Consider the following 22,968-nt stretch of genomic DNA (forward strand, 5'->3'; position numbering starts at 1 on the left):
GGCCTAAAAGGCATGAGCTTGGGTCATTAGTTTACCCAGGGGTGGTGCGGTGGCACCACGGGGAGCAGCCTGTATTACTATCATGGTTTGTTGGCAGCCCAGGATTATCGTACGTTAGGGTTAATGCCCATGTCTGACCTTCCCTTTACCCTCGATCAGCTGCGTATTCTCAAAGCTATTGCAGCGGAGGGCAGCTTCAAACGAGCGGCAGACAGCCTATACGTGTCTCAGCCAGCAGTCAGTCTTCAGGTGCAAAACCTAGAGCGCCAGCTAGATGTGCCGCTGTTTGACCGGGGTGGGCGACGGGCACAGCTCACCGAGGCAGGGCATTTGCTGCTGAGCTACGGCGATCGCATTCTTAGCTTGTGTCAAGAGACCTGCCGCGCCATTGAGGATCTGCAAAACTTGCAGGGGGGCACCTTGATTATCGGCGCCAGCCAAACCACTGGCACTTACTTGTTACCCCGGATGATTGGCCTGTTTCGCCAAAAATATGCCGATGTGGCGGTGCAGCTGCATGTGCACTCCACCCGCCGTACCGCTTGGAGTGTGGCCAATGGCCAGGTTGACCTAGCAATCATCGGTGGCGAACTGCCTCCCGAACTACAGGACTCTTTAGAAAGAGTGCCCTACGCCGAGGATGAACTCGCACTGATCATGCCGATGTATCATCCGCTGGCCAGTCAAGCGGTAATTCAGCGGGAAGACCTCTACAAGCTGCACTTCATCGCCCTTGATTCGCAGTCGACCATTCGCAAGGTGATCGACCAAGTCCTGACCCGCTGCGGCATCGAAACTCGCCGGCTCAAAATTGAGATGGAGCTCAACTCCATTGAGGCGATTAAAACCGCTGTGCAGTCAGGGTTGGGAGTGGCTTTTGTGTCTAACTCAGCGATCGAGAAAGAGTTGCAGATGGGGGTACTGCATCGGGCTAAGATCGATTCAGTGGTTGTCAACCGCACCCTGTCAGTCATCTTTAACCCGAACCGTTATCGATCTAAGGCCGCCGCCGCTTTTACCGCTGAGATTTTGCCTCAGTTCACCAATCTACCTTTGAACTTCAAGCCCATAGGTGCGGAGAAAAACGGGGCTGACAAGAACGGCACTAAGCCTACCGCTCCACCGCCAGAGCCCCTTAACCTCAGCCCTTAAAAATTTTCTGTACAAGGCCAACCTGCCTACGCCTCCCGGACTGCTGCTGGGTCGCCCGGAATCGCAATCAAACCATCTTTGTGAATGTGAATCAGCTTGCGCTGGCGCAGTTTGCCCATCAGACGGGTCACCGTCACCCGCGTGGAACCAATGGCGCTGCCAATCTGGGCATGGGTCAGGGACCAGGGCAGGTAGTAGCCAGCCTCATAGGGCTCGCCAAATTCTTCGATCAGCAGGGTGAGAAAGCCGAGCAGGCGATCAATAGTGCGCCGCTGGCCTAGGGTGCTCAGCCACAGCAGTTTGCGCTGGTGCTGGTACCGAAAGGCATCGAGCACCTCGCGCCGAAAGTGGGGCCAATTGTCGAGATCGCTCCAGTACAACCAGATCACGGTGGTCTGATCGACGTGGGCAAAGCTCTGCAGCAAGAAGGGCGACTGAGCCACAATTTCAAAGGGCTGACCGGCCCCGACAAATCCTAAAAATGCCTCTTCACTCAGCCCAACCGCTAACCCGTCGGCGGCGACGTCATCGCTGGATTCATCTAACTCTGGGCCAGCCAACTCCGAAGCTAGCTCAGTACCCTGGGCGCTGCCCACTAGGCGCACAGAGCCCCGCTCAACCAGGTACAGCAACCCAGAGCGGGCAGGGATGCGCTCGTCTTTATTAAAGGTTCTGGCCCTATAGTGGGCATGGGCCCAGTCGGTAATGCGCTGCCAGGTCAAGAACGGTCGGGCATTGTCGGAGCGAGGGGATGATTGCATAGCAATAGCTGGGCTAAACGGTACAGACCGTGACCATGGGGCAAAGGGTAGGTGCGATCGCTCAGGACGAGTGAGTAATGTCAGCAGCACTCACCGGGTTAGACTACCACTCCGTTGGGGACAGGCGGGTTGTCAGCCACTATCGACTGACCTCGTCACAAAGGGCATGGAGTCTCAAATTTAAGCACTTCCTCCAGTTCAGACAGTCCTGCGGCAGCAGCAAACCTGACTTGTTTCAGATTCTTGTAAATTTGTCATCGTGAAGGTTACGTAAACCATCCAATACTAATACAGAGATCCCGTAATTTCCCGTAGCGCCTTTAGCTAATCGGCAACATTCTGTGGATCCTTTCCCTTAATCTTTCTATTAGACAGCTTAGCCAGTTGAGCTCAGTTTGCTATCCCTCTAAAGCCCTGTAGCCGTCTAATAAGTTGCGTGATAAGGCGATCGCCTACCGAGTAGCTTTACGCCTAAATTTCTATAAGAAAAACTGTTCGTTTGACTGGGTTTTAGGGGGTGACATTTCCCCAAAGTCAGCATATAGTATAAATGTGTGAGGAGCGAACCAGAAGAGATGCCGAGACGAAACACGGCCAGTCGTCGGCATCTCTTTTGTTTTGTATGTAACCAAAATTGTCTATGGATGCTGGCAAATCGCTTCATGTGCTAGCCCTGACAAAATTGAAAATCTTTTTCCCCATTGTGCTCAGCTCTTTTGGGACTGAAACAGTGGGTTTTGAGAATACTTCGCAGTGCTTGGGCGACCATCTGAGGCTGTTCTAGCATAGCCAAATGGCCGCAGTTTTCAATCTCAATCACCGGAAGTTCTCCTGGGTGGACACCTTGGAGATAGCCTGCTAAATGGTGCACGTAGCGCAGATTCATCACCTGGTCTTGGCGACCCGCGATAAAGTATACCGGCTGCTTGAGCGTAGCCACCAGCCGGGGCAGCAGATGCACTTCGGCTTCGGTGGTTGATTCTAGCAGGGTGCCCAGGGCCGCGGCGGGGTCTGCCTGAAGCAGATCGAGGCAGCGATCGCGACCCCAGCGGTAGTTCAACGGCTGGTGCACCATCATGCGAGTGAGCAACAGCGGCAGCAGCGGCAATCGACCCAACCAAGGCCGTCGCCAGCTCACGATGTACTGCCCCGCCTGGCGAAACTGTTGAAACTCTCGGTCTAGATAAAGGCCACCGCCCGCATTCAGGCAAACCACTCCCTGCACCAGCTGTGGGTAGCAGTGGGCCATCCACAGCGCCACGCTGCCCCCAAGAGAATGGCCCACTAGCCACACCGGACCCAGGTTGAGCTGCTCTAGCAGCGCCGCTAAATCACGGGCATAGGCCCCCAAACCGTAGGGCGATGGCGAAGCTCCCCAGCGTTGGGCAGCGTCAGGAATGCCTGGACTGTGGTGCTCAAGGCCGCGGCGAGATTCGCCAAATCCTCGCAGGTCGTAGGCCAGGCAAGGGTGATCGGTACTCAGCCCGTCAATCAGCGGCTGCCAATACCGATGGCTGAGCAACCAGCCGTGAATAAAAACTAGAGGCGGGGCGTCACCCTCGTTGGTGAGCTGGTAGTAGTGGGGTACACCAAAGACTGTGGTAGTGGCCATAGGGTCATGGCCTCAAAGGCTGGGCTACCACCATCGTACCCTAGCTCATTAAGCGGTAGCGCATGCCCTCAGCGATTTTCTGCCCCAAATAGTCTGGAATCAGGTTCTCATTGGGCCCAAGTAAGTAAAGAATGAGTCGAGTACGCCCTCGCCACACCAGTAGGTTGGCGTTGACCACCAGCAGATCCTCCTGCCAAATGGCGTACATCACTTTATAAAAGAGTCCCGGCTGGTTGTCGGCTTCAATTAGTAGCGCTGGCAGATGAAAAACCGGATCCACGTAAAACTCCGTTTCTACCCGTTCGAGCCCGGCGTTGAGGTTAAACTCCACCGTCAGCATTTCTTCTACTTCAAAATGTCCTGCCAGAGTTTCTTGAATAGCGCGGCACACATTGTCAGTAGTCTTAGGGGTCAGGGCCTTGCCTCCCCGAGACACCACTAACTTAATGAACACCAGCATGGGCGGATAGATTTGCCCATAGAGACTGAGATTGTGAATGGTTAGCCCATAGGCCGCCAGCACACCAAAAATATCGCTTAGCAAAAACGACTGGTTGCGATAGACAAAGTGCAGCGCGCTTTTGTTGCCCTCGGGTTTAATGTCAAGCACAGCCTTGCGCTGCTTGTAGAGCTGGTAGGCTAAGCGCAAGTTTTGCAGCTGAATCTCACTGCTGACAAACTGCTCATAAAACTGGGGGAAAGCTCGGTTGAAGCGCTTCAACAGCTCAACCGTTGAGGGGTTTAAGCCAGCGGCCATGGTGGGAAGGATGGAACTCCATGGAGGTAACGTTAGCATTTGCCGCATCAGGAAACCCTAGCAAAAGCAAGAATCTATTCCCCCGTCCTAACGCTTTTGGCCACCGTTGTCGTCGGGGGAACCTCCTAAGTACTGGGTTAGAGGCGTCAGATACCCAAAGGAGCCACAGTGGGCCTCGAAGGCTCAGGCTGCGATCGCCCGCACGCTCCTCAAGACAGAGCCTCTTCAGCAGCCCACATAAATCTCCAGTGTTGCCAGAAGCATAGGGATTTTATGGGGATATACTATGAGAAACGGTCGTCAGGCTTTTAAGTCTAACCTTTAGCCGTAGCCAATGTGCCGCGCTATTGAGGTGCTTAACTTATACTGCTGAACGTTGTGCCACTTCATTATCAGACAGGGCCTGCATGGGTTTTTGGAAAAGTCTTTTTGTCGGATCTGATGGCGCTGCGTCCGGAGAAACCAAGTCGGCAGGTAGCGTCTTAGAAGCTCTGCCTGAGCAGGGTGAAGGGTCAACCATTGTGTTTAGCACCGATCGCGACCTCGACCTCTACGAACTCGAAGAGTTATGTAACGCCGTGGGTTGGGCCCGCCGTCCTATTCGCAAAGTTAAAAAAGCCATTCAGCACAGCTATCTAGTTGTCACCATGTGGGAGCAGCGCGGCGCCCGCCGCCGCCTAGTCGGATTTTCTCGCGCTACCTCCGACCACGCCTTTAACGCCACGATCTGGGATGTAGTTGTGCATCCTGACTTTCAGGGGCGTGGTTTAGGCAAAGAGCTCATGCGCCAGTTGATCAAAAAATTGCGCAGCGAAGACATCAGTAACGTAACGTTATTTGCTGACCCACAAGTGGTTGAGTTTTATAAGGGCCTAGGTTTTATGCCCGATCCAGAAGGCATTAAGGGCATGTTTTGGTACCCAGATTAGGCGCAGCATAGGGCGCAGGGTTATCAGCACAGCGCTGACCGGCCGGTGGGTAACGCCCAGACCACATCAAAAGTTTTAACCAATACCGAAAGTACCGTCCGTCTTCCGGGCTTAGGCTGAACGCGCCAGGGCCTTGGCCTGTTGAATCCAGAGGCTGACCTGGTCAGGGGTGGGGCACAGGTCGTTGCGCTGCAGAGTAGCCACATGCAGCCGACGCAATCGGGTGTAAAGCCCTTGGGCCGTGGCCTCAGACAGCTGCGCCACCGAGATAATGCCAGCGTGCAGCAGCAGCCCGTTAAACTCGCAACCCACAGCTGGCACCCGAGCCAGTTCTGCCAAAATAACCCATTTAGTGACGTAGCGTAGGGGCACCTGCATCTTCTTAGCCAAGGTTTGGCGATGGTCTACTGTGGCGCCATAGCGACGGAGTTGGTCGGTGCTGGTTAAGCCTAGCTGCGCCATCCCTTGGGCATGGGTGGCGCTCAAACCAGGCAGTTGCTCAAGGGGATAGGCTGGGCTAGCCATAGAAGACCTATATCGATAAAGGATGGCGTTCATCTAAGCATGAACCAGCTGTACCAGCAGAAAAGCAGGCTATACTGGTGGGCATGTTGGTCTACGGGATGTAGCGCAGCTTGGTAGCGCGCCTGCTTTGGGAGCAGGATGTCGCAGGTTCAAATCCTGTCATCCCGATTTTGAGTATAGTGGCTTGCCTTAGGCAGATAGTAAGACTGTCACAGGGAGCCGTAGAACATACTGTTGGTTTGTAGTATTTATAGTCAGGATATTGACGATTATCCGTCCGCTTCTTTGCTGTTACGCTACGCAGAAACACCCCTATGAAACACCTCTTTTCCCCCCTTCTACGGCCTCTTCCCCTGATGACCCTGGTGAGCGGCAGCTTGCTGGGAGGTAGTCTGGCGATGCCTTTACCCGCCTCCGCTTTGGGTGAAGAGGCTATTGTCGACAAACTTGAGCAGGTGCCGGTCTTTGTAATTTTGAACTCTGACGGTCAGCCCCTCACCGCTGCGGCCGAGGTCGACGACCAAGAGGTTAAGGTGCCCGTAGTCTTTATTGATGGCGAGGCTGCTGAAGAATTTTTGACCCGCGCCCAAGAAGAAGATCCCAGCGCTGAGGTAGCTCTGGTGGATCTCGGTACTTTGTACCAGGAGACAGTCCTTGGCGACGAAGAGAAGGTGCCGCTGCTGTATCTTCCCATTGGCGACGAGTTAGATACAGCGATCGCGCTTCAGTCCAATTTTCAAGGGGTGCCATTGTTCATAGCCCGTCAGGGTGCAGACGGTCCTTACCTGACCATCACTCAGGATGGTCAGGCATCGCTGCCGATGTTCTTCTCGCGCAACGATCTGCAAACGCTGCTCGATCGCTACAGTGAATCTGACGCCGCAGCCGCCGACGATATCGTAGTACAAGTGCTTTCGCTCGAGTGGTTGCTCGCTACCATGACCAGCAACAGTGACCCTGAACTCGATGCTCAACTTCAACAGGTGCGGCTCTTTCCCTCTACGGAAGTGCTCAACTACATTCGGGCTCAAGAAGAGGCAGCGCCTGCCGCTGCGCCTGCTGCTGAGTAAGCCTCTAACTGTCTTGGATGTACCCGTCAAGAGCAGGCATTAGCAGAGCTACGCCGGTTCTACTTTGTGCAGCAGTATCTATCTGCTAACCCAGAGTTAGGATGCTGGCCTGAGGACACCGAGGTCAGATTTTCTCAGATAGCCGATGGCTTCGACTTTCCTCAGCCATCGGCTATTTTTGTCTTTAGGTTGCTGTGGCCACAGAGACAGTGGCGAACCTTAGCCCAGCAGCGCCGTGGCCCTGGCGACAAAATCGTCGGCAGTGAGCCCGTTAAGCGCCATAATCTGGCCGGCGCTGGCTGTGGTTTCGCCCCGTCTCCAGCAGAAGGTGTCGCGGGGGGCGATACTGCGCAGCATGATGGGTTCGAGCATAGCGCTCGAGCCCCCCGTCACCCCAATCAGCACATCGCCACCAAAGAGCCGCTCGAACCCAGCGTCGTCTAAGAAATTGCTGTCGGGTTCAGAGCACATATCCCAAGCCACATCGGTAGGGCGATAGAGCTGGCGGGGGTTGACCACTGACACAATGCGGCTGCCGATGCCCTTAACGGCTAACTGTTCGGCGGCCTCAAAGACAGGTATCAGGGTCATATCGCCGATCACGGCAAACACAACGGTTTTATCGCCAGCGATGCTGGCCAAGGTTACCGCTCCCTCGGCCAGAGCGCGGCGAGTCTGCTCAAAGGTGGTGCGAACGGGCAGCGGCGACTTGCTGGCCGTGATCGTGATGCCTTTGTTGCGGGTAGCCAGGGCCCAGTCGTAGCACACCTGAATGCTGTTGGCGTCGGTGGGAAAGAGGGCGTATACGTTGCCGTTGCGCAGCATACCCGCGAAGTAGTTCTCAACCTCGGGGCGCTGATGGGTCCAGCCGTTGCGACCCTGTTCTAGGGCCCCAGCGGTAAACAGGGCGATCGTAGACGGGGTAGGGCGGCGCAGCTCTGCCATCGCTTGGGTAACGGTCTGCCAGATCGGCAGGCCGTTGATGGCAAAGGATTCGTAGGAGCACCAGAGGGTGCGAGCGCCAAACAGGGCCTGGGCAGCAGCGAGTCCGGCGCAGGCGTCTTCGCTGAGGGGTTCGTACACCTGACCCTGGGGCTGCTGGAAGTAGGTGGCGTCAGTGGTGGGGTGAATGATTTTGAGCGCCTGGTTGATGTTGTTGATGCCAGAGGCAGCGTTGCCATCGGCGTTAGTGACTACAAACTGGGCATCTTGCTGGCCCACGTAGCCCACCAGAGCTCCCATAGCGGTGGTGGCTACCTGCTTATCCCCGCCCACAGAAAATTCGTTGAGGGGCAGCGTGCCTAAATCGGCCAGGGGCAGCACCGATTCTGTGACCGCTGTTTTAGCACCAGGGCCGCCCGTGGAGCGCTCATAGTTAGTGCGCACCAGTGCCCAAGCGTCGGGATGCAGGGCGCGGGTGGTGAGAGCGCTGACAATGTAATCGCGCTGGAGGGAGTCGCCGGGGTAGAGGTTGTGGGACTGAGCACCGCGCTTGTGAACACCTGCTCCCTTGAGCTGCTTGACGATTAGCACGGTCAGGGTGCCGCCCAGGGCGAGCTTGGCCGCTTTGTCGGTAGCTTCGAGCACGGCTTGGGTAAAGGCAAACCGCTGAGGGAAGGAGAAGGCGGTGCTGTCTACGTAATCGCCAGGCTGGTTAGCGTCGTCGAAATCTTTGGCATCGACCAGCACTACTTCCTGGAAGCCGTTGCCGCGCCAGTAGTCGACCATGGCCCGATTGGACTTGGTAGAGACCATGCTGTGGTGCTCTTGGCTATAGCCATTCCACACCAAGATGGGCAGGAAGTTGGTGACAGTGGGGTAGGCGGTGTTGAAGTGGCCAAAACTGCTCATGATGTAGGGTTCGCCCAGCCCGCCGTCGCCGATGGTGACGGGGAAAAGTACGCCGGGGTGCAGCTTGGCCCCGACCATGGCAAAGTGCTGGCCTTGGCCTAGCGGGCCAGCGGGGTTGAGCAGGCCGGGAATTTGGCCGGACAGGTGGCCGAGCAGACCGTGGGTTTCGCGGAAGCGATCGCACAGCTGCTGCACGGTCTCAATTCCCATGTCTTCTAAGGATCGATCTAAAAACACATTGCTGTAGAAGCCAGGAGCGTGGTGGCCGACCTCGGTAATGATGTTTTTGTGGCCCAGCATGACCAGAGATGCGATCGCCTCAGCAATGCTGGCAAATCCGCCGGGGTGGCCCGACTCTTTGCTGGCGGTGACTTGCAGGGTGAGGTAGCGCAGCGCATCGGCAGCCAGCAGAGTCTGGTAGACGGCCACCGGATCGCTGGGAGAAGACACGGCGGTTTGTTCCGGGGCGATCGCCGCAGACTGGCCGTAGGCCGCAAACTCGGGAGGCAGCTCCCCAAAGTGCTGAATGCCTTCGCAAAAAGCCGGAATCGATTGTGTGGTGGCCACTGTCATACCCTAACCCCTTAACTAGCGTCAAAAGAACGATGGCTCCCCAGCCTTGCTTGCGTGCCTGGTTTGATTGAAAGTCATCTAGCTAGCAGGCGCAGTTGTATACAGTTGGCAAGGAGCTGTTAACCATCCTACACAGCGATGGGGCACCGAGGCGGTGGACACTATTACGATTCTGGAGGGCTGAGATTGGGGTAAGCCGACACATTGATATGGTTGAGAGCTTAGAGGTGCGCACCATGGATTGTGGCCGATTGCAGCAGGACGGGTAGCCAGCTCAGGGCTAGCCCCAGGAGCGCCAGGACTGACAGCCAAACAAAGGCCACCATGTCTTTGTATCCAGCGATTAAATTGTCGACGCGGGCCAGCAGCGACACGGCAATGAGCATGACAAAGTAGGCAAACCGCTGAAACTGGCTGACCGCAGCCACGGCCAGCGAGGCAGTGGTGAGCGCCATGATGAAATAGCCCAGATCAGACTGAAAGCCTAGCAGCAGGAGATGCCGCATTTTGGGCCAGCCCAGGGTAATCGCCCAAGCCCCCCAAATCGCCAGCAGAGCGCTCACGGCCCAACCTCCAGGAGATGTCTCGCCGTGGTGCAAAAAACCACCGTAGGTAGCGTAGGCCATGATCAAAAGCGTCCATGAAAGCCAGTGGCTCTGGAGCACGTTAGACAGGGAGCGGCTGGGTCTCATGGCGATCGCCTCGCAGGGAACGGCTAAAGATTGGTAGAAATGGCCTGCACGGGGCAGGTGGGCACGCACTGCTCGCAGACAATGCAGCGCGAGCGCGCAAAGGTTAACCGGTAGGTCTCTGGGTCGAGGGTAAGGGCGCGGGTGGGGCAAACTCCGGTACACAGACCGCAGTGGACGCAGAGGTCTTCGTCCACGACAATTTCACCGCTGGCGCTCGACACCTCAATGCCCTGCACCTCTAACCAGTCGATGGCGTCGTTGAGCTGGTCGATGTCGCCCGACAGCTCAACCACCAGGGTGCCCACCTGGTTGGGGGCCACCTGGGCGCGAATAATGTTGGCAGCAATATTGAAGTCTTTGGCCAGTCGGTAGGTAATCGGCATGTGCACCGACCGCTTGGGGAAAATTAGCTTGACCCGTTTTTTCATGGCCGCCTCTACACCCCGATTCTTTTACACTAAATACTAGCGGACTGCTTCTATCCTAACCGGAGAGCCAGTGTGTCCCACCTTGATCGAATGCTGAGATTGCCGTCGCCCTATGCCAGACAATGCCCCTAGCTCTACAGAACTTCCTTCGAGCCGCGCCCGCAATCTGGTGGTCGCGATCGCGGCCATTGGGCTGGCGATCGCCATGGTTTTAGGGATTCGCACCCAGTCGACCACGCCCTCACTGAGCGAGCTGGCTAACAGCGCCGTGCCTTACGAGGTGGCCCAAACCAACGGCAAGCCCACGCTGCTAGAGTTTTATGCCAACTGGTGCACCAGCTGCCAGGCGATGGCGGGCGATATGGCCGAGCTGCGGGACGGGTACGGCGATCGCGTCAATTTTGTCATGCTCAACATCGACAATAACAAGTGGCTGCCCGAAATGCTGGCCTACCGCGTTGAGGGCATTCCCCACTTTGTCTATCTGGGAGCTGATGCCCATCCCATTGCCACCGCCGTTGGCGAACAGCCTCGGCAGATTCTCAGCGATAACCTAGATGCGCTGATCGCCCAGGCTCCCCTGCCTCACCGGCAAACCTTTGGCCGAGCTTCAGAGGTGGAGGGTGACTTTCTGTCGCGGCAGAGCGCCGTCAATGACGACCCTCGTGCCCATAGCAGCGCAGTGGTGAATTAACTCACGTCCTACACCCCGACCAACGTTCCACCGGTCTGCCCTGCCAAATCAGGAAACACCTCCCGCACAGCAGGATGGACGAGCTGCCCTGCGGACACATTCAGCCCCGCGGCCAAACCGCTGTCGGTGGCCAGCGTATCCAGGCCGTGGTGCGCCAGTTTGAGCACATAGGGCAGAGTAGCGTTGTTTAACGCCTGGGTGGCTGTCCAGGGCACGGCACCGGGCATGTTGGGTACGCCAAAGTGCACTACCCCCTGCTCGACGTAGGTGGGCTGACTATGGGAGGTGGGGCGCAGGGTTTCGATGCAGCCGCCCTGGTCTACAGCGACATCAATAATGACTGAGCCGGGGCGCATGGTGGACACCAGCGCCTTCGAGACTAGGGTGGGAGCTTTACGACCGGGCACCAGCACCGCGCCAATCAGTAGATCGGCCTGGGGCACGGAGGCGGCAATTTGGGCGGGGCCGCTGTAGAGCAGCTCAACACGGGAACCAAACAGAGTTTCGAGATAGGCCAGGCGATCGACGTTGAGATCGATAATCTGCACCCTAGCCCCCAGCCCCACAGCCATTTTGGCGGCCTCGGTACCGACTACACCGCCGCCCAAAATCACCACGGTGCCAGGGGCCACACCGGGCATACCGCCCAGCAGCACCCCTCGCCCACCCTGCTGACGCTCTAGATAGCGAGCCCCAAACTGTACCGAGAGCCGTCCGGCAATCACGCTCATGGGGGTGAGCAGGGGCAGCCTACCGTCAGCGGCGGTGACGGTTTCGTAGGCGATCGCCTCAATGCCGCTGGCCATCAACGCTGCGGTGAGCGATCGCTCGGCGGCCAGATGCAGGTAGGTAAACAAAATCAGGTCACGGCGAAAAAAGCCGTACTCCGAGGGCTGGGGCTCTTTGACCTTCACCACCATGTCCTGGCTCCAGGCGGTGGCCGCATCGGTTACCAGCGTGGCCCCGGCCGCGTGATAGTCGCTATCCTCAAAGCCCGACCCGGTCCCGGCCCCGGTTTGTACTACCACCGAGTGCCCCTGCTGAGCAAGGCTTTGCACCGCCGCCGGGGTCAACCCCACGCGAAATTCCTGGTCTTTGATTTCCTTGGGTAGCCCGATGCGCATAGTGTCGCTGTCAATAGGTGGAAGGGTACTTCCATCCTAGCTAAACCACCAGGTGAGGCCATCCCCTAGTAGGCCGATGGCTCCCCTTACCCTGCGCTCCCGAGCTGGGGCAAATAAAGCGTAAAGCAACTGCCCTGGCCAGCCTCAGACTTGAGGGAAATGATCCCGTTGTGGAGCTTCGCAATCCGCTGGGATAGGTGCAGGCCCAAACCATGGCCTGCCCGAGCATGGTTGCCCTGGCGAAACCATTCAAAGACCGCGGACTGCTCGGCAGCGGGAATGCCGATGCCGGTATCGGTCACAGACAGCCAAACCCAGGGGCGATCGCGAGGGTAGCCAGTCGCCTCAACCTCAGGCGGCAGGTACGGCTCACTGCCTACCGTAACGCTGACTTGGCCAGCGTCAGTAAATTTAATAGCATTGCCGATCAGGTTGGTGATTACCCGGCGCAGCTCTAGGTGGTCGCCTTCGACGATAAAAGCATCGTCGTTCAACAGGCCGTTCCCGCGAGTAAACCCATCTGCAGTAGCAGCACCATTGACGGCAGCTGCGGAGACGGCGTGAGGGGCATCTACCCGGTCAGCCCGACACAGCATAGCCGTGAGCGATTTCTCGGCGGCGATAGGGGCCAGCTCAGTCACTACGGTTTCAGCCAGGGTGAAGAGATTGACGGGCGAGAGGGTCAGCGCCTTGTGCCCAGCCTCATGGCGATACACCTCCAGCAGCGTGTTGACCATACTGAGCAGGTGGCGGTTGCTGTCGATAATGGTAGCGATCGCCTCTTTACCGTCGTCGGGCATGGGGCCAAAGGCGTCGCCCTGGCACAGCTTAAGCATGCGGTTGGCGGCCACCAAAGGCGTGCGTAGGTCGTGGGTAAGACGGGCCACAAAGTCATCCCGCTGGCGAATCATGTTGGCTTGGGCATCCATGCTGCGCTTGAGGCGAAGCAGCGATCGCACCCTAGCCCGCAGCTCATTGACATCCACTGGCTTACGGATGAAATCATCTGCCCCAGCATCAAGTCCCTGCACCAGGCTTGACTGATCGTGGGCCGTGATCAGCAGAATGGGAATGTAGGGTAGAGACGTATCGTCACGAATCTTTTGGGTCACCGCATAGCCATCTAGGCCAGGCATCATGACGTCGAGCAAAATCAGGTCGGGGGGAGGCACCTGCCGTACCACATCCAAAGCCGCCTGACCGCTCTCCACACAGGTCATGCGGTAGTCAGGATCATCCAGAATCGACTCGATCAGGAACAAGTTGTCTGGAGAATCGTCTACAGCCAGGATAGCGAAGGAATCATCGGGGAAATCCGGAGGCATTACGGGTTCAACACTGTTGGCGGGGCACTTATTATAAGGTTGCTGCGGAGGTTGCTGCGGCGTTCTGCAAAGCGTCACCAGGACAGTAACAATACCTAATACTCTGCTCTTCAAGTTGCCACAGTATTATGCCAGCAACCTCTATCTGAGGGTATACGCTTTTCTGTTGGGGCCGCTGTCTGAGCAAGGCTCCTAAGCGAGGGTAAACAGCTCCAGCTCTTGGGCCCGACCACGAATGGGGTGCACCCCCACAGACTGCAAAGGCCAGGCGCCAGCCCGCTGTCGAGTGGCAGCGCTCACCAACACCCCATGCCCCAAAGTTTTCGTTAAAGCTTCGAGTCGGGCGGCCACGTTGACCGTATCGCCAATTACCGTAAACTCAAGGCGACCGCTGGTGCCCAAGCAGCCTGCGACTACTGGGCCAGAGTGCACTCCAACACCCATGGCTAAGGGCGAAATTTGCGTTACCTCCCGCACCATGGCGGAGGCGGCAGTGAGGGCGCTGCGGGCGTGGTTCTCCAGCGGGTCGGGAGCACCAAAAACCGCCAGCATGCCGTCGCCCATAAACTTATCTACCCAGCCCCCGTGGTGCTCCACAATAGTGGCCAACAACCCCTGATAGCGATTGAGAAAATCAAGAGCCGTCTGGGGTTCTAGGGCTTCAGCAAAATGGGTAAACTCGCGCAGATCGGTCACCACCACCGTAACGTCGCGCTTTTGAGACTGTTGAAGCAGCTCCAAGGGCGCCTCAAAGGCGGCTTCGACAATGGTTTTGGGCAAAAACTGCGCCATCAGCAGGCGGCCCGACTCGTTTTTGACGTGGCGGCGCACAATGACCGCCATGCGCATGCCCAAATAGCCAGTGCCGAATACCGTAATGCCCGCAAACAGGGCAAGGGCCAGGTTGAGCTTAAACAGCACCGCCGCGTAGCCAAAGTTAACCAGAGCCAGCAAGGAGGTGAGCAGCGCAGCGCGACGACTCAGACGCAGCCCTCCCGACACCGCCACCAGGCTGCAAAAGGCCACCACGTTGGTTAAAATCAGCGGTTGGGTAGCCCCTAGCACCCGCCAAATGTTGGTAATGAAAGCCCACAGCAGCAGATTGTCGAAGATGGGAATGATCACCTGCCAGCGGCGCAGGGCCTCCATCGACAAGCCCTGGCGCAAAATGACCACCAGCCCCAGGGCAAACAGGTTGGCGCAGAGACTAATGATCAGCACCGTGGGCGGTACGTAGTCTTTGCCCAGCAGCTGGGGAAACAAAAATACGGCCGCGTCGAGCAGCAGGGAGATCAGCAGCACGCCCATGCGCACGTAGGACAGCTGGAGTTCGTTGCGGTGGGCCTCTCGGGATACTACCTGGTCGAGGACGGCCTGGATGCTGAGGCGACGGGAGAGAGCAGTTGCGCCCGAAGGGGTTTGAAAGGTCATCTCCGCTGATGGTTGAGGGGGAACACAGAAGCGATGTCCCTGATGAGGCGGACGGCGATGGTCAAGGACCGGCCCCCTAGGGCCATCGCGCCGCAACCTAACGGCTTAGTTCATTAAAGCACGGCCCTTTCCATGGTTCTGGGCTTGTAAGCGAAGGTTAACCCTAGAAAGGTTGCTCTGGCTTCAGAACAACCTCAAGCTACCCAACCATGCCCGCTTCGGCATGGCCTGCGATCGCCCCCAGCACCTCGGTCCTATAGGTATCCCAGGGGAAGCCCGTCGGGGTATGCCGTCTTGAAGGATTCTATGGCGCGCTGGGTGGTAGGCCCCATGATGCCATCGATCGCACCGCTGTAGACCCCCACCCGCTTGAGGTAGGCCTGAAGGGCTTTGGTCCTGTGCTGTAAATCATTCCACAACGTATCGACCCAGTTTTGCCCCAAAATGCGCTGGAGCCGGTGCTGCTGCTGTCGCAGCACGTCGGCGGGCATGAGGTTGAGCTGTTCGCCCACCCAGCCATCGGCCTCGTCGAGCCAAAAGCTAAGCACAGGATCATCGACGGCCTGGTCTAAGATAGCGCTCAAGCGAGCCTCGTCAGCGGCAGACAGCCGGGGCTGAAGGGCCAGGGTGCAGTAGTCAGCCAGCGTCTGGCGGTGCTGCTCTAGCCCCCGCCCGAGCGCGTCAATTGGGGCATGGTCTCGGGCAGTGAGTAGATCGACTACGGTGGAGCCGGAAGCCCCTGCCATAGAAGGATCGCCTAGGGGTGCCGTCGCGTGTTCCGTGTTCATGACTCCTCGCGTGCCTCCGGAGGGAAAGCAAAATAGACAACCGAGATTGGCGAGCTGCCCGCTGCTGTGATGCCGCTGCGATCGCAGCGGCATCACAGGCTTACATCAGCCAGCTGCCAAGCAGTCAAAACCCAGGCAAAGCTCCAAACTAACCCGGTTGAAGCCGAAGCCGACAGGGTTTGGAGATTGCCGCACTAGTGTATTAGTGACCTCAGGCCGACGTTTGTGACAGGCCAAGCCAAACTTTTTTGCCAGAATTCTTTAGAAGTTTTTGAGCGCTAGTTTCCGCAATTTGAAATGTCACAGTGGAGCCATCTACATCACTTAGAAAGTGAGTGATGCTGCACCTAAGGCCCTAGGGAATATGAGCCAACCTGACGACACCAGTGGTTTTAATGAGTTCCGCCCACCCGCCGATGCTCCAGCCCAAGATGTGTTCGATCAAGCGCTGAGTGAAATTCTCAGCAAAGACAACACCCATGCTCACACCCTGCTCAGTGTCATTCAAAGAACCCTCAAGCAGTACCATCTAGACGCCCAGTTCGAAGCCCACGAGATTCTCCACGAGGCCTATCTGCGGGGCAAAAAGAAGCTCCAGACCGGAGAAGTGATCCGCAACCCCTATGCTTGGCTCAAGGCTACGGCCGTTCACGTAGTCTACGAACGCAAGCGCCAGCATCGCACCAGCGCCACTGACCCCCAGGTGATGGAGGCGATCTTGCCTGACTATCGCCTCAACCTGATGCAGCAGCAGATGCTGCTCGAAGAGCTAGACCTGCTCTATCAAGCCTTGCACCTGCTCTACCAAGAAGACCCTACCGCAACCTGTCTGCTCTATCTACGCACCGTGCGCGGCTGGTCTTGGGATCAAATTTGCCAGTGGCTTGTCGCTGAGGGACAGCCGCTGGCCAGTGAAGTCGCGCTGCGCCAGCGGGCTTCTCGGGCGAAGCGCCGCCTGCAAAACATCGTCTGGCGACGCATCGATCAAGGCGCTCCACCGACTGGGCCGATGTCCTATCGATGAGCAACGTTTGCTGAGAAAAAGCTGGCTAGGCTACCTCTAGAACGGCATGATGGGGATAGCCCTAGCACCGAAAAGGAAGCCCATGGATAAGGTCTTGGCGCGGCTGCGCGAATCCAAACTGCTGCTGTGGGGCATTGTTGTCGCTCTGCTGGTGGGAGTAGCGATTCCAATGTTGATTTTCTTACCCCGACGCAACCAGGCCAGCCCGCCCCCTAACCCCGAGGCTCACCAGGAAGTCGTCACTGAGGTGATCACCTCGACCGATCGCGCCAGTTTAATCGGCTCCTCGCCCACTAAGGGCAATCCCAACGCGCCGATTGTGCTGTTCAAGTTCTCTGACTTTGAGTGCCCCTACTGTGCTGTGGCGGCGGGCAATATGAATGAGTTTGTGGGCAATCACGAAGCCGATATTCTCTACGTCTATAAGCATTTTCCCCTCACCCAGATTCACCCTGAGGCAATGCCGTCGGCGAAGGCGGCCTGGGCAGCGGGGCAGCAGGGGCAGTTTTGGCTTTACCACGACGGTCTGTTTGTCAACCAAGGTCGACTGGGCGAAGACCTCTATGTTGAGCTGGCCGAGGCCATGCAGCTCGATCTGGAGCAGTTCAACCGCGATCGCGCCAGTGCCGAGGCCGAAACCGCCATTCAGCAAGATCTGGACCTAGCTCAGCAGCTTCAGCTCCAGGGCACTCCCTCCTTCATCATGAATGACCTGCTAATTCCTGGGGGCGCGCCCCCTGAGCTGTTTGAGGAGATCTTTAACCAAATTAATGCGGCCATTAAAAGCCAGAGCCAACTTTAGGAGGCGTCTCAGGCAAAGGTGACAGGTGGGTGGGATATAGGGTCTAAGGTGTACGGTTTAGGGTGTAGGAGTTAAGGTCTGCCCTAGACCCTGAACCCTACACCCTTTTGTCTTTAGGCTAGGCCATCTGAACCTCAGTTAGCTCAGTCACAAGGGTTTCTGCTACCGCCGCCGTGACCGGGGCATTAAACAGGTATCCCTGGCCCAGTTGGCAGCCCAGTGATTTGAGCTGCTGGAGCTGTTCTGGGGTTTCAATGCCTTCGGCAATGGTAGTTAGGCCCAGCTGCTGAGACAGATTAATAATCGTTCTCGCCATGCTGAGGTTGCGATGACTCTCAGACAGGTTGTTGACAAACGACCGATCGATTTTGAGGTTGTTGACCGAGAGCCGGTGCAAATAGCTGAGGGAAGAGAACCCGGTACCAAAGTCATCAATGCTGATCTGGATGTCCCGCTGGTTGAGCTGCTGTAGCCGCTGGTTGATGACTTCGATGTCTTCCATAAACATGCTTTCAGTAATTTCGAGGGCAAGGCAATGCCCCGGCAACCCGGTTTCAGCTAAAACCTGCTCCACTAAAGCCACCAGGTTGGCCTCTTTGAGCTGAACCACTGAAAGGTTAACGCTCATTTTGAGCGCTGCTGACGCAGGAAACTGCGCCTGCCAGGCGGCCAACTGCTGACAGGCGGTTTTTAATACCCAGGTGCCGAGGGGCACTATGAGCCCTGTATCTTCGGCAATGGGGATGAAATCGACGGGGGAGATCATGCCTTGAACCGGATGTTGCCAGCGGACCAGGGCCTCAAAGCCAACTAGCCCGCCAGTGGCCAAATCGACGATGGGCTGGTAGCGCAGGGTCAACTCCTGCTGGGCAATAGCCAGACGCAGGGCATTTTCCAGTTCTAGGCGCTGCAACGCCTTCTGGTGCATGGTTTGGTTGAAAATCGTATAGCCTAGCTGGCCCGTTTGCTTGGCTGAGTACATGGCAATTTCGGCATCGCGCAGAATATTGATGCCTTCGTTATAGCTGCGATCGCCCAGCACAATGCCAATGCTGGCCCCGATGACGACATCTTGGCTAGCCAGAGGTATAGCCGTTTGAAAACTGCCTAACACTCTCTCGGCGGTGCGCACCACCGCCGTCAAATTGTCGATGTCTTCGATCAGCAGCACAAATTCGTCGCCGCCTAGGCGGGCCGCCAGATCAACGCCGCCGATGGCAGCCTGCAGCCGCTTGGCAATGAGCTGTAGCAGGCGATCGCCCACCGGATGCCCGAGGCTATCGTTAATTACCTTGAAGCGATCAAGATCAATCAGCAGCACCGCGAACTGCGCGTCATCATGCTGATGAATCCGCTTGATCGCCAGATTCAACCGCTCAAGCAGCAGGCTGCGATTGGGCAACCCGGTCAGGCTATCATGGGTGGCGTCGTGCTCCATCTGCTGAAGCATGCGCACCTGGTCACTAATGTCGCGAGAGCTGGTTTGCAGGTAAGTGGGCACTCCCTCGTCTGAGTAAATCACCTTGATGAGAGTTTCGAGCCAGATATAGCGCCTATTTTTGCAGCGCGCCCGATAGGTGATTGAGCCAGAGGCTGGATCGTGAAGGGCCTGCTGAAACTGAGGCTGAATCAGGGGGCGATCTTCTGGGTGGCACTGGCGGTAGGGATCGCTGCCCACCAATTCTTCGGGCTCAAAACCCAGGAGCGCGGTGCAAGAGGGGCTCAGGTAGAGAAACTTACCCGACAGGTCGTGTAGACAGACCAAGTCTTTAACATTCTCAGCCAGCAGTCGAAAGCGGGCCTCACTCTGTTGTAAGGCCGCTTCAGCCTGCTGACGCTCTAGCTCAGCAGCGGCTCGGTTGGCAAAAATTTGCAGAATGGTAGCGTAGTCAATGCGATCGCGCAGAGGCCGCTTACTCATCACGCAGAGCAGACCCAGCACATCGCCCCCGGCGCTGGTCATCGTTACCCCTACGTAGCCCTTTAACTTCAAACGCTGCAAAAAGGGGTTGGTGGAGAACGACTCAGCAACTTGGTCAACGCAGCGATGAAACCCTTGACTTAGCACCAGGGCACAGGGCATCTCCGTAGCCGCGATCGTGATATTGGGCTGTAGCTCTCCCTCACACCAAAAGGCTAGGGTGTGCATCCCGTCGGTTTGGCGTTCTGCTACATAGACGCAGTCGGCATCTAGGGCTGAGGCCAAATGCCCCACCAGCTGTTGAAAAAACGCTTCCCCGGTGACAGCTGCCGTGCCAGCCATTAGCTGTTGCAAGGCGTCGGTAGCTTGCTTAATCTCAGTAATATCGCGCTCAATGACCACGTAGCGGTAAACCTCACCCTGCTCATCTCGAATTGGAAACGAGCGATTCCATATCCAGCGGGTGTGGCCGTCAGCGCCAATGAACCGATATTCGTCATTGAAAAAGTCTTTGCCCTGCAGCTCGTCTGCAAATTTCTCAGCAACCCAGGGGCGATCGTCAGGATGAACGTACTGTAGCCAGGCTCCAGGGGAAGAGTTGTCGGCCACGACATCTTGGTAGAGATCCGCAAACCGATTGTTGGAGTAAATCAGCTTGCCAGTGCTGACCTCTCGCAGCAGCAGCGAATCTTCGATGCCATCAACGATCTGCCGCAGCTGTTCGTGGCTCCGCTTCAGCGATCGCCCCATCAGCCTTTTAGCCTGAAGCTGCTGCCTGAGCTGTGAGTTGCTCGTACGCAACGCCGTTTCCTGGGCGAACAAATTAGCAATCAGCTGGGTGAATGCCTCCGTTAACCGAGAGACCTCGTTGCGGCCCTTGACCCGAGGCAGCAGCACATCGCGGTTGCCGTCACGAATTTGATCGGCGGCGGCGGCAATTTGCAGCAGGGGCTTGGTGATGCGGTAGGCGGCGATCCAACCCACAACCACAAACCCACAGCCGAGGCCTAGCCCGCCCAGCAAAATTTGCCAAAATAGGGCGCGAGCTGGGCTAAAAGCTGTAGACACCGGCTCGTGCACTAAAATCGTCCAGCCCAAGCCGGGGTAGCTGCTATGCCCCTGGCTACTAAAAAACCCTACCAAGTAGTGTTCACCATCGGGCCAGCGCTCCACAGTAAAACCCTTTGACTCGGTCTGAGCCAGACGCAAGCTGTTTAAGTTCAGCTGCTGCCCCTGCCAAGCTTCAGGGCCAAGAATAACCTTGCCTGCAGCATCAACAATAAAAACAGCTTGATTACTGGCAGCGGGATCCTGCATTAGCGAAGTTGCTACCCCTTCCACCCATTCCCAGGTGATGTGAGCGCCCAAAACACCTTGCAGTTCTCCGCGATCGCTATACACAGGAGCGGCCACATCTAGCAGACGCAGAGGGGCTCCATCGGCCTTGGGCGGCAAAAGCTTACTCAGCAACTTGGCATCGTGCACATCTCCCACGAAGGGTTCATTTTTGGCCGCAATAAACCAGTCTCGCTCAGCCACGCTCACCCCCTCTAGCAAGTCCTGGGTGCTGACTTGAACGACACCTTGGGTGTCGGCAAAGCCAATCCAGGTGTAGTCGGGGTAGGTGCTCTGGAGACGTTCAAGCAACGACTGCCGCTCAACCATGGCCTGGGAAAACGTTCCCACCAGCTTGAACTCGGCAATAATTTGAATCTCACGGTAGCGCTCAAACAGACTGCGGTCTAATTCTTCTGTAAGCTGGCCCGCCATCAGCTCCAGCCTGTAGCCCATGTCGCGCTCGATCTGATCCTCTGCCTGTCTACCGGCCACACCGCCTAAAACAGCCGACAGCAAAAGCGTGATGCCGCTAAAGGCAACTCCCAAACGGATACCTAGGCTGGTGTTGACCCAGGACGGAAAAAATCGCTGCATAAGCTCAAATTTGAGGGAGCTAAGAAACTTTAAAGAGCCATACGGCTTGAATGTTGCTGTTTGTGAGCACAGGGACATGGAGGAGCTCACAGGTGTGTATAACTACTACCGAATAGTCAGATTCACGTATAGTGCTCTGACTATTCGGTAGTGGAGTTTGCCACAGAAAGATAACGAAGAGATATGTCTACTGTGCTCTCAGAACTTGAGATTTAGTTGCTAGGAGACATTTACTTCGTGGCTAATATCCTAGAAAATACTTACTTCCGTACCTGAAACTAGTTGTGAAATGTTAGTTTTCAAAGATCTTGATCCGTATTTTTAGTAGTCAAAAACGCAACACTGCGTTTTTTGAGTATGCCCACTTCACCAATTTTTCATCCTGTGATGAGACCCTGCAATCTTTAAGTCAACCTAAAGGCCAGCACCTATAGATAGTCTGCCTTTTAACAGCCGGTTTTGGTCTTACTTCAAAGCAACGAAACCCGTGATTAACCGATTAGAACTATATAGATCTATCTATATATAAAAATGTGTGAGCGGCGAGCCGGGTTATCGGCGCCCCAGCTGCCCAGGAAGACTATGCCAGTTGAGTGTGCCAGTTTAGCTGTCTGCCTCCCCTACCTCCTGAATTGGAACAGGCAGGTCAAGGGCTTGGTCACACATTTTTGCTGGTTCTAAAGCTGAAAACGCCTGTGGATATAGGGTTTTGCTAATTTAGGCTGTCTCCTCGACTGTTGGGTCACTGTCACCCACTACACAAAGTGTCATGGCCTCGCTAAGGGATACACAGGCCCTAGCGCTACAACAGTGTCATGGCGAAAGCGAAGACAACTGCTTCCCCGCCGGCCCCATCCAACCTAATGGCATTGCTCAAACCGTTTTGGGTGGGCTTCTCAACAAAAGACAGTCAACAACACACAGTTTGCATTTGGAGAATGACCATGAAAACCCGTTCTATCGCTGCGATCGCCTTGGGTCTTACCGCTGCTTCTATGGCTGCCCTTCCTATGGCCGCTAACGCCCAAGATGCCAGCACTGACCTCAACTACATCGGCGCAGGCGTCGGCATCAGTGACGACATTGGCCTCTCGATCAACAGCAAGGTTACCGTAGCCGACAACATCTCAGTGCGCCCCGGCGTCATCAGCGACCTCGACTTCAATGGCGACGATGGTGAAACCGTCTTCCTGCTGCCCGTGACCTACGACTTCAACGCCATTACCGACAACGGTCGTATACTGCCCTATGTTGGGGCTGGCCTATCGGTTTCTACCGAAGGCTCTACCGAGGTCGGTCCTATGCTCACCGGCGGGGTTGACTACCGCATCACTGAGCGCATCGTAGCCAATGGTGGTGTCAACGTATCGTTCTATGACAACACCCAAGTCAATGGCTCTGTCGGCTTAGGCTACGCGTTCTAGGTTCCTAGACCTCCTGCTCTGAACCAGTAAACTAGCAAAAAAGAGATCGGTGGAAGTTCCACCGATCTCTTTTCTTTTGATTGAGTTGCAGCGCTGAGTTGAGAATGTCGTCATTGGTCAAATTGACCAAGCCACTGTAGGTCAGCCCCGTAC

The 22,968-nt window shown here is 56.5% G+C and carries 19 protein-coding genes and 1 tRNA gene; 8 read left to right on the top strand and 12 right to left on the bottom strand.

Features of this window, described 5'->3' with window-relative positions; genetic code table 11:
- Positions 1 to 129: 129 nt before the first annotated feature.
- Positions 130 to 1,152 (top strand): LysR family transcriptional regulator, encoded by a 1,023-nt coding sequence (locus NC979_RS14990; RefSeq protein WP_190515377.1) that lies wholly within the window; start codon positions 130 to 132, stop codon positions 1,150 to 1,152.
- A gap of 26 nt (positions 1,153 to 1,178) precedes the next feature.
- Here the strand turns inward: NC979_RS14990 and NC979_RS14995 are convergent, their stop codons facing one another.
- The 3 genes from NC979_RS14995 to NC979_RS15005 form a co-directional block, all read right to left on the bottom strand.
- Positions 1,179 to 1,913 (bottom strand): Crp/Fnr family transcriptional regulator, encoded by a 735-nt coding sequence (locus NC979_RS14995; protein WP_190515380.1) that lies wholly within the window; start codon positions 1,911 to 1,913, stop codon positions 1,179 to 1,181.
- Positions 1,914 to 2,580: 667 nt separating this feature from the next.
- Positions 2,581 to 3,525, bottom strand: coding sequence for an alpha/beta fold hydrolase (locus NC979_RS15000; RefSeq protein WP_190515382.1), 945 nt, complete (start codon positions 3,523 to 3,525; stop codon positions 2,581 to 2,583).
- A gap of 40 nt (positions 3,526 to 3,565) precedes the next feature.
- A complete protein-coding gene (locus tag NC979_RS15005; RefSeq protein ID WP_190515384.1) occupies positions 3,566 to 4,282 on the bottom strand; it encodes an ACT domain-containing protein in 717 nt (238 codons plus the stop codon).
- A gap of 407 nt (positions 4,283 to 4,689) precedes the next feature.
- Here NC979_RS15005 and NC979_RS15010 point away from each other — a divergent pair, with 407 nt between their 5' ends.
- Complete coding sequence (locus tag NC979_RS15010) at positions 4,690 to 5,211, top strand: GNAT family N-acetyltransferase (protein ID WP_190515386.1); 522 nt, start codon at positions 4,690 to 4,692, stop codon at positions 5,209 to 5,211.
- A gap of 111 nt (positions 5,212 to 5,322) precedes the next feature.
- On the opposite strand, the gene NC979_RS15015 is transcribed toward NC979_RS15010, so the two are convergent.
- Entirely contained in the window at positions 5,323 to 5,736 is a 414-nt protein-coding gene (locus NC979_RS15015) for a DUF4332 domain-containing protein (protein WP_190515389.1), read from the bottom strand.
- 94 nt (positions 5,737 to 5,830) lie between these two features.
- On the opposite strand from NC979_RS15015, the gene NC979_RS15020 reads away from it, so the two are divergent.
- Both NC979_RS15020 and NC979_RS15025 read left to right on the top strand, forming a co-directional pair.
- Positions 5,831 to 5,904: transfer RNA gene (locus NC979_RS15020), tRNA-Pro, on the top strand.
- Between the two features lie 146 nt (positions 5,905 to 6,050).
- Positions 6,051 to 6,806: a Tic22 family protein gene (locus NC979_RS15025; RefSeq protein WP_190515391.1), complete on the top strand. Its 756-nt coding sequence runs from the start codon at positions 6,051 to 6,053 to the stop codon at positions 6,804 to 6,806.
- Between the two features lie 219 nt (positions 6,807 to 7,025).
- Here the strand turns inward: NC979_RS15025 and NC979_RS15030 are convergent, their stop codons facing one another.
- The 3 genes from NC979_RS15030 to NC979_RS15040 all read right to left on the bottom strand — a co-directional run bounded on the left by NC979_RS15030 (position 7,026) and on the right by NC979_RS15040 (position 10,350).
- A complete protein-coding gene (locus NC979_RS15030; RefSeq protein ID WP_190515394.1) occupies positions 7,026 to 9,230 on the bottom strand; it encodes a phosphoketolase family protein in 2,205 nt (734 codons plus the stop codon).
- A gap of 221 nt (positions 9,231 to 9,451) precedes the next feature.
- Positions 9,452 to 9,922, bottom strand: a complete 471-nt coding sequence (locus tag NC979_RS15035) for a hypothetical protein (RefSeq protein WP_190515396.1) — start codon at positions 9,920 to 9,922, stop codon at positions 9,452 to 9,454.
- A gap of 23 nt (positions 9,923 to 9,945) precedes the next feature.
- A complete protein-coding gene (locus tag NC979_RS15040; RefSeq protein ID WP_073607218.1) occupies positions 9,946 to 10,350 on the bottom strand; it encodes an NIL domain-containing protein in 405 nt (134 codons plus the stop codon).
- Between the two features lie 112 nt (positions 10,351 to 10,462).
- Between NC979_RS15040 and NC979_RS15045 the strand changes: the two genes are divergently transcribed.
- Positions 10,463 to 11,044 (top strand): thioredoxin family protein, encoded by a 582-nt coding sequence (locus NC979_RS15045; protein WP_190515399.1) that lies wholly within the window; start codon positions 10,463 to 10,465, stop codon positions 11,042 to 11,044.
- An 8-nt stretch (positions 11,045 to 11,052) separates the two neighbouring features.
- On the opposite strand, the gene ald is transcribed toward NC979_RS15045, so the two are convergent.
- From ald to NC979_RS15065, 4 genes are all read right to left on the bottom strand, one after another.
- Positions 11,053 to 12,168 carry an alanine dehydrogenase gene (gene ald, locus NC979_RS15050; protein ID WP_190515402.1) on the bottom strand — a complete coding sequence of 372 codons (1,116 nt, stop codon included), beginning with the start codon at positions 12,166 to 12,168 and terminating at the stop codon, positions 11,053 to 11,055.
- Between the two features lie 86 nt (positions 12,169 to 12,254).
- The gene (locus tag NC979_RS15055; protein WP_190515404.1) at positions 12,255 to 13,493 is read right to left on the bottom strand and encodes an ATP-binding response regulator; all 1,239 of its coding nucleotides are present in this window, start codon (positions 13,491 to 13,493) and stop codon (positions 12,255 to 12,257) included.
- Positions 13,494 to 13,685: 192 nt separating this feature from the next.
- On the bottom strand, positions 13,686 to 14,924 hold the full coding sequence (locus tag NC979_RS15060) for an adenylate/guanylate cyclase domain-containing protein (protein ID WP_190515406.1): 1,239 nt from the start codon (positions 14,922 to 14,924) through the stop codon (positions 13,686 to 13,688).
- 254 nt (positions 14,925 to 15,178) lie between these two features.
- The gene (locus tag NC979_RS15065) at positions 15,179 to 15,712 is read right to left on the bottom strand and encodes a peptidoglycan-binding domain-containing protein (protein WP_199308663.1); all 534 of its coding nucleotides are present in this window, start codon (positions 15,710 to 15,712) and stop codon (positions 15,179 to 15,181) included.
- A gap of 364 nt (positions 15,713 to 16,076) precedes the next feature.
- Between NC979_RS15065 and NC979_RS15070 the strand changes: the two genes are divergently transcribed.
- Positions 16,077 to 16,736 carry an RNA polymerase sigma factor gene (locus NC979_RS15070; protein ID WP_190515408.1) on the top strand — a complete coding sequence of 220 codons (660 nt, stop codon included), beginning with the start codon at positions 16,077 to 16,079 and terminating at the stop codon, positions 16,734 to 16,736.
- An 82-nt stretch (positions 16,737 to 16,818) separates the two neighbouring features.
- Positions 16,819 to 17,538 carry a DsbA family protein gene (locus tag NC979_RS15075; RefSeq protein WP_242023861.1) on the top strand — a complete coding sequence of 240 codons (720 nt, stop codon included), beginning with the start codon at positions 16,819 to 16,821 and terminating at the stop codon, positions 17,536 to 17,538.
- Between the two features lie 118 nt (positions 17,539 to 17,656).
- Here NC979_RS15075 and NC979_RS15080 read toward each other — a convergent pair whose 3' ends face one another.
- Complete coding sequence (locus tag NC979_RS15080) at positions 17,657 to 21,391, bottom strand: EAL domain-containing protein (RefSeq protein ID WP_190515413.1); 3,735 nt, start codon at positions 21,389 to 21,391, stop codon at positions 17,657 to 17,659.
- Between the two features lie 944 nt (positions 21,392 to 22,335).
- Here NC979_RS15080 and NC979_RS15085 point away from each other — a divergent pair.
- On the top strand, positions 22,336 to 22,815 hold the full coding sequence (locus tag NC979_RS15085) for a hypothetical protein (RefSeq protein WP_242021217.1): 480 nt from the start codon (positions 22,336 to 22,338) through the stop codon (positions 22,813 to 22,815).
- Positions 22,816 to 22,968 lie beyond the last annotated feature (153 nt).

The sequence above is a fragment of the Leptolyngbya subtilissima AS-A7 genome (assembly GCF_039962255.1).
Taxonomy (GTDB): domain Bacteria; phylum Cyanobacteriota; class Cyanobacteriia; order Phormidesmidales; family Phormidesmidaceae; genus Nodosilinea.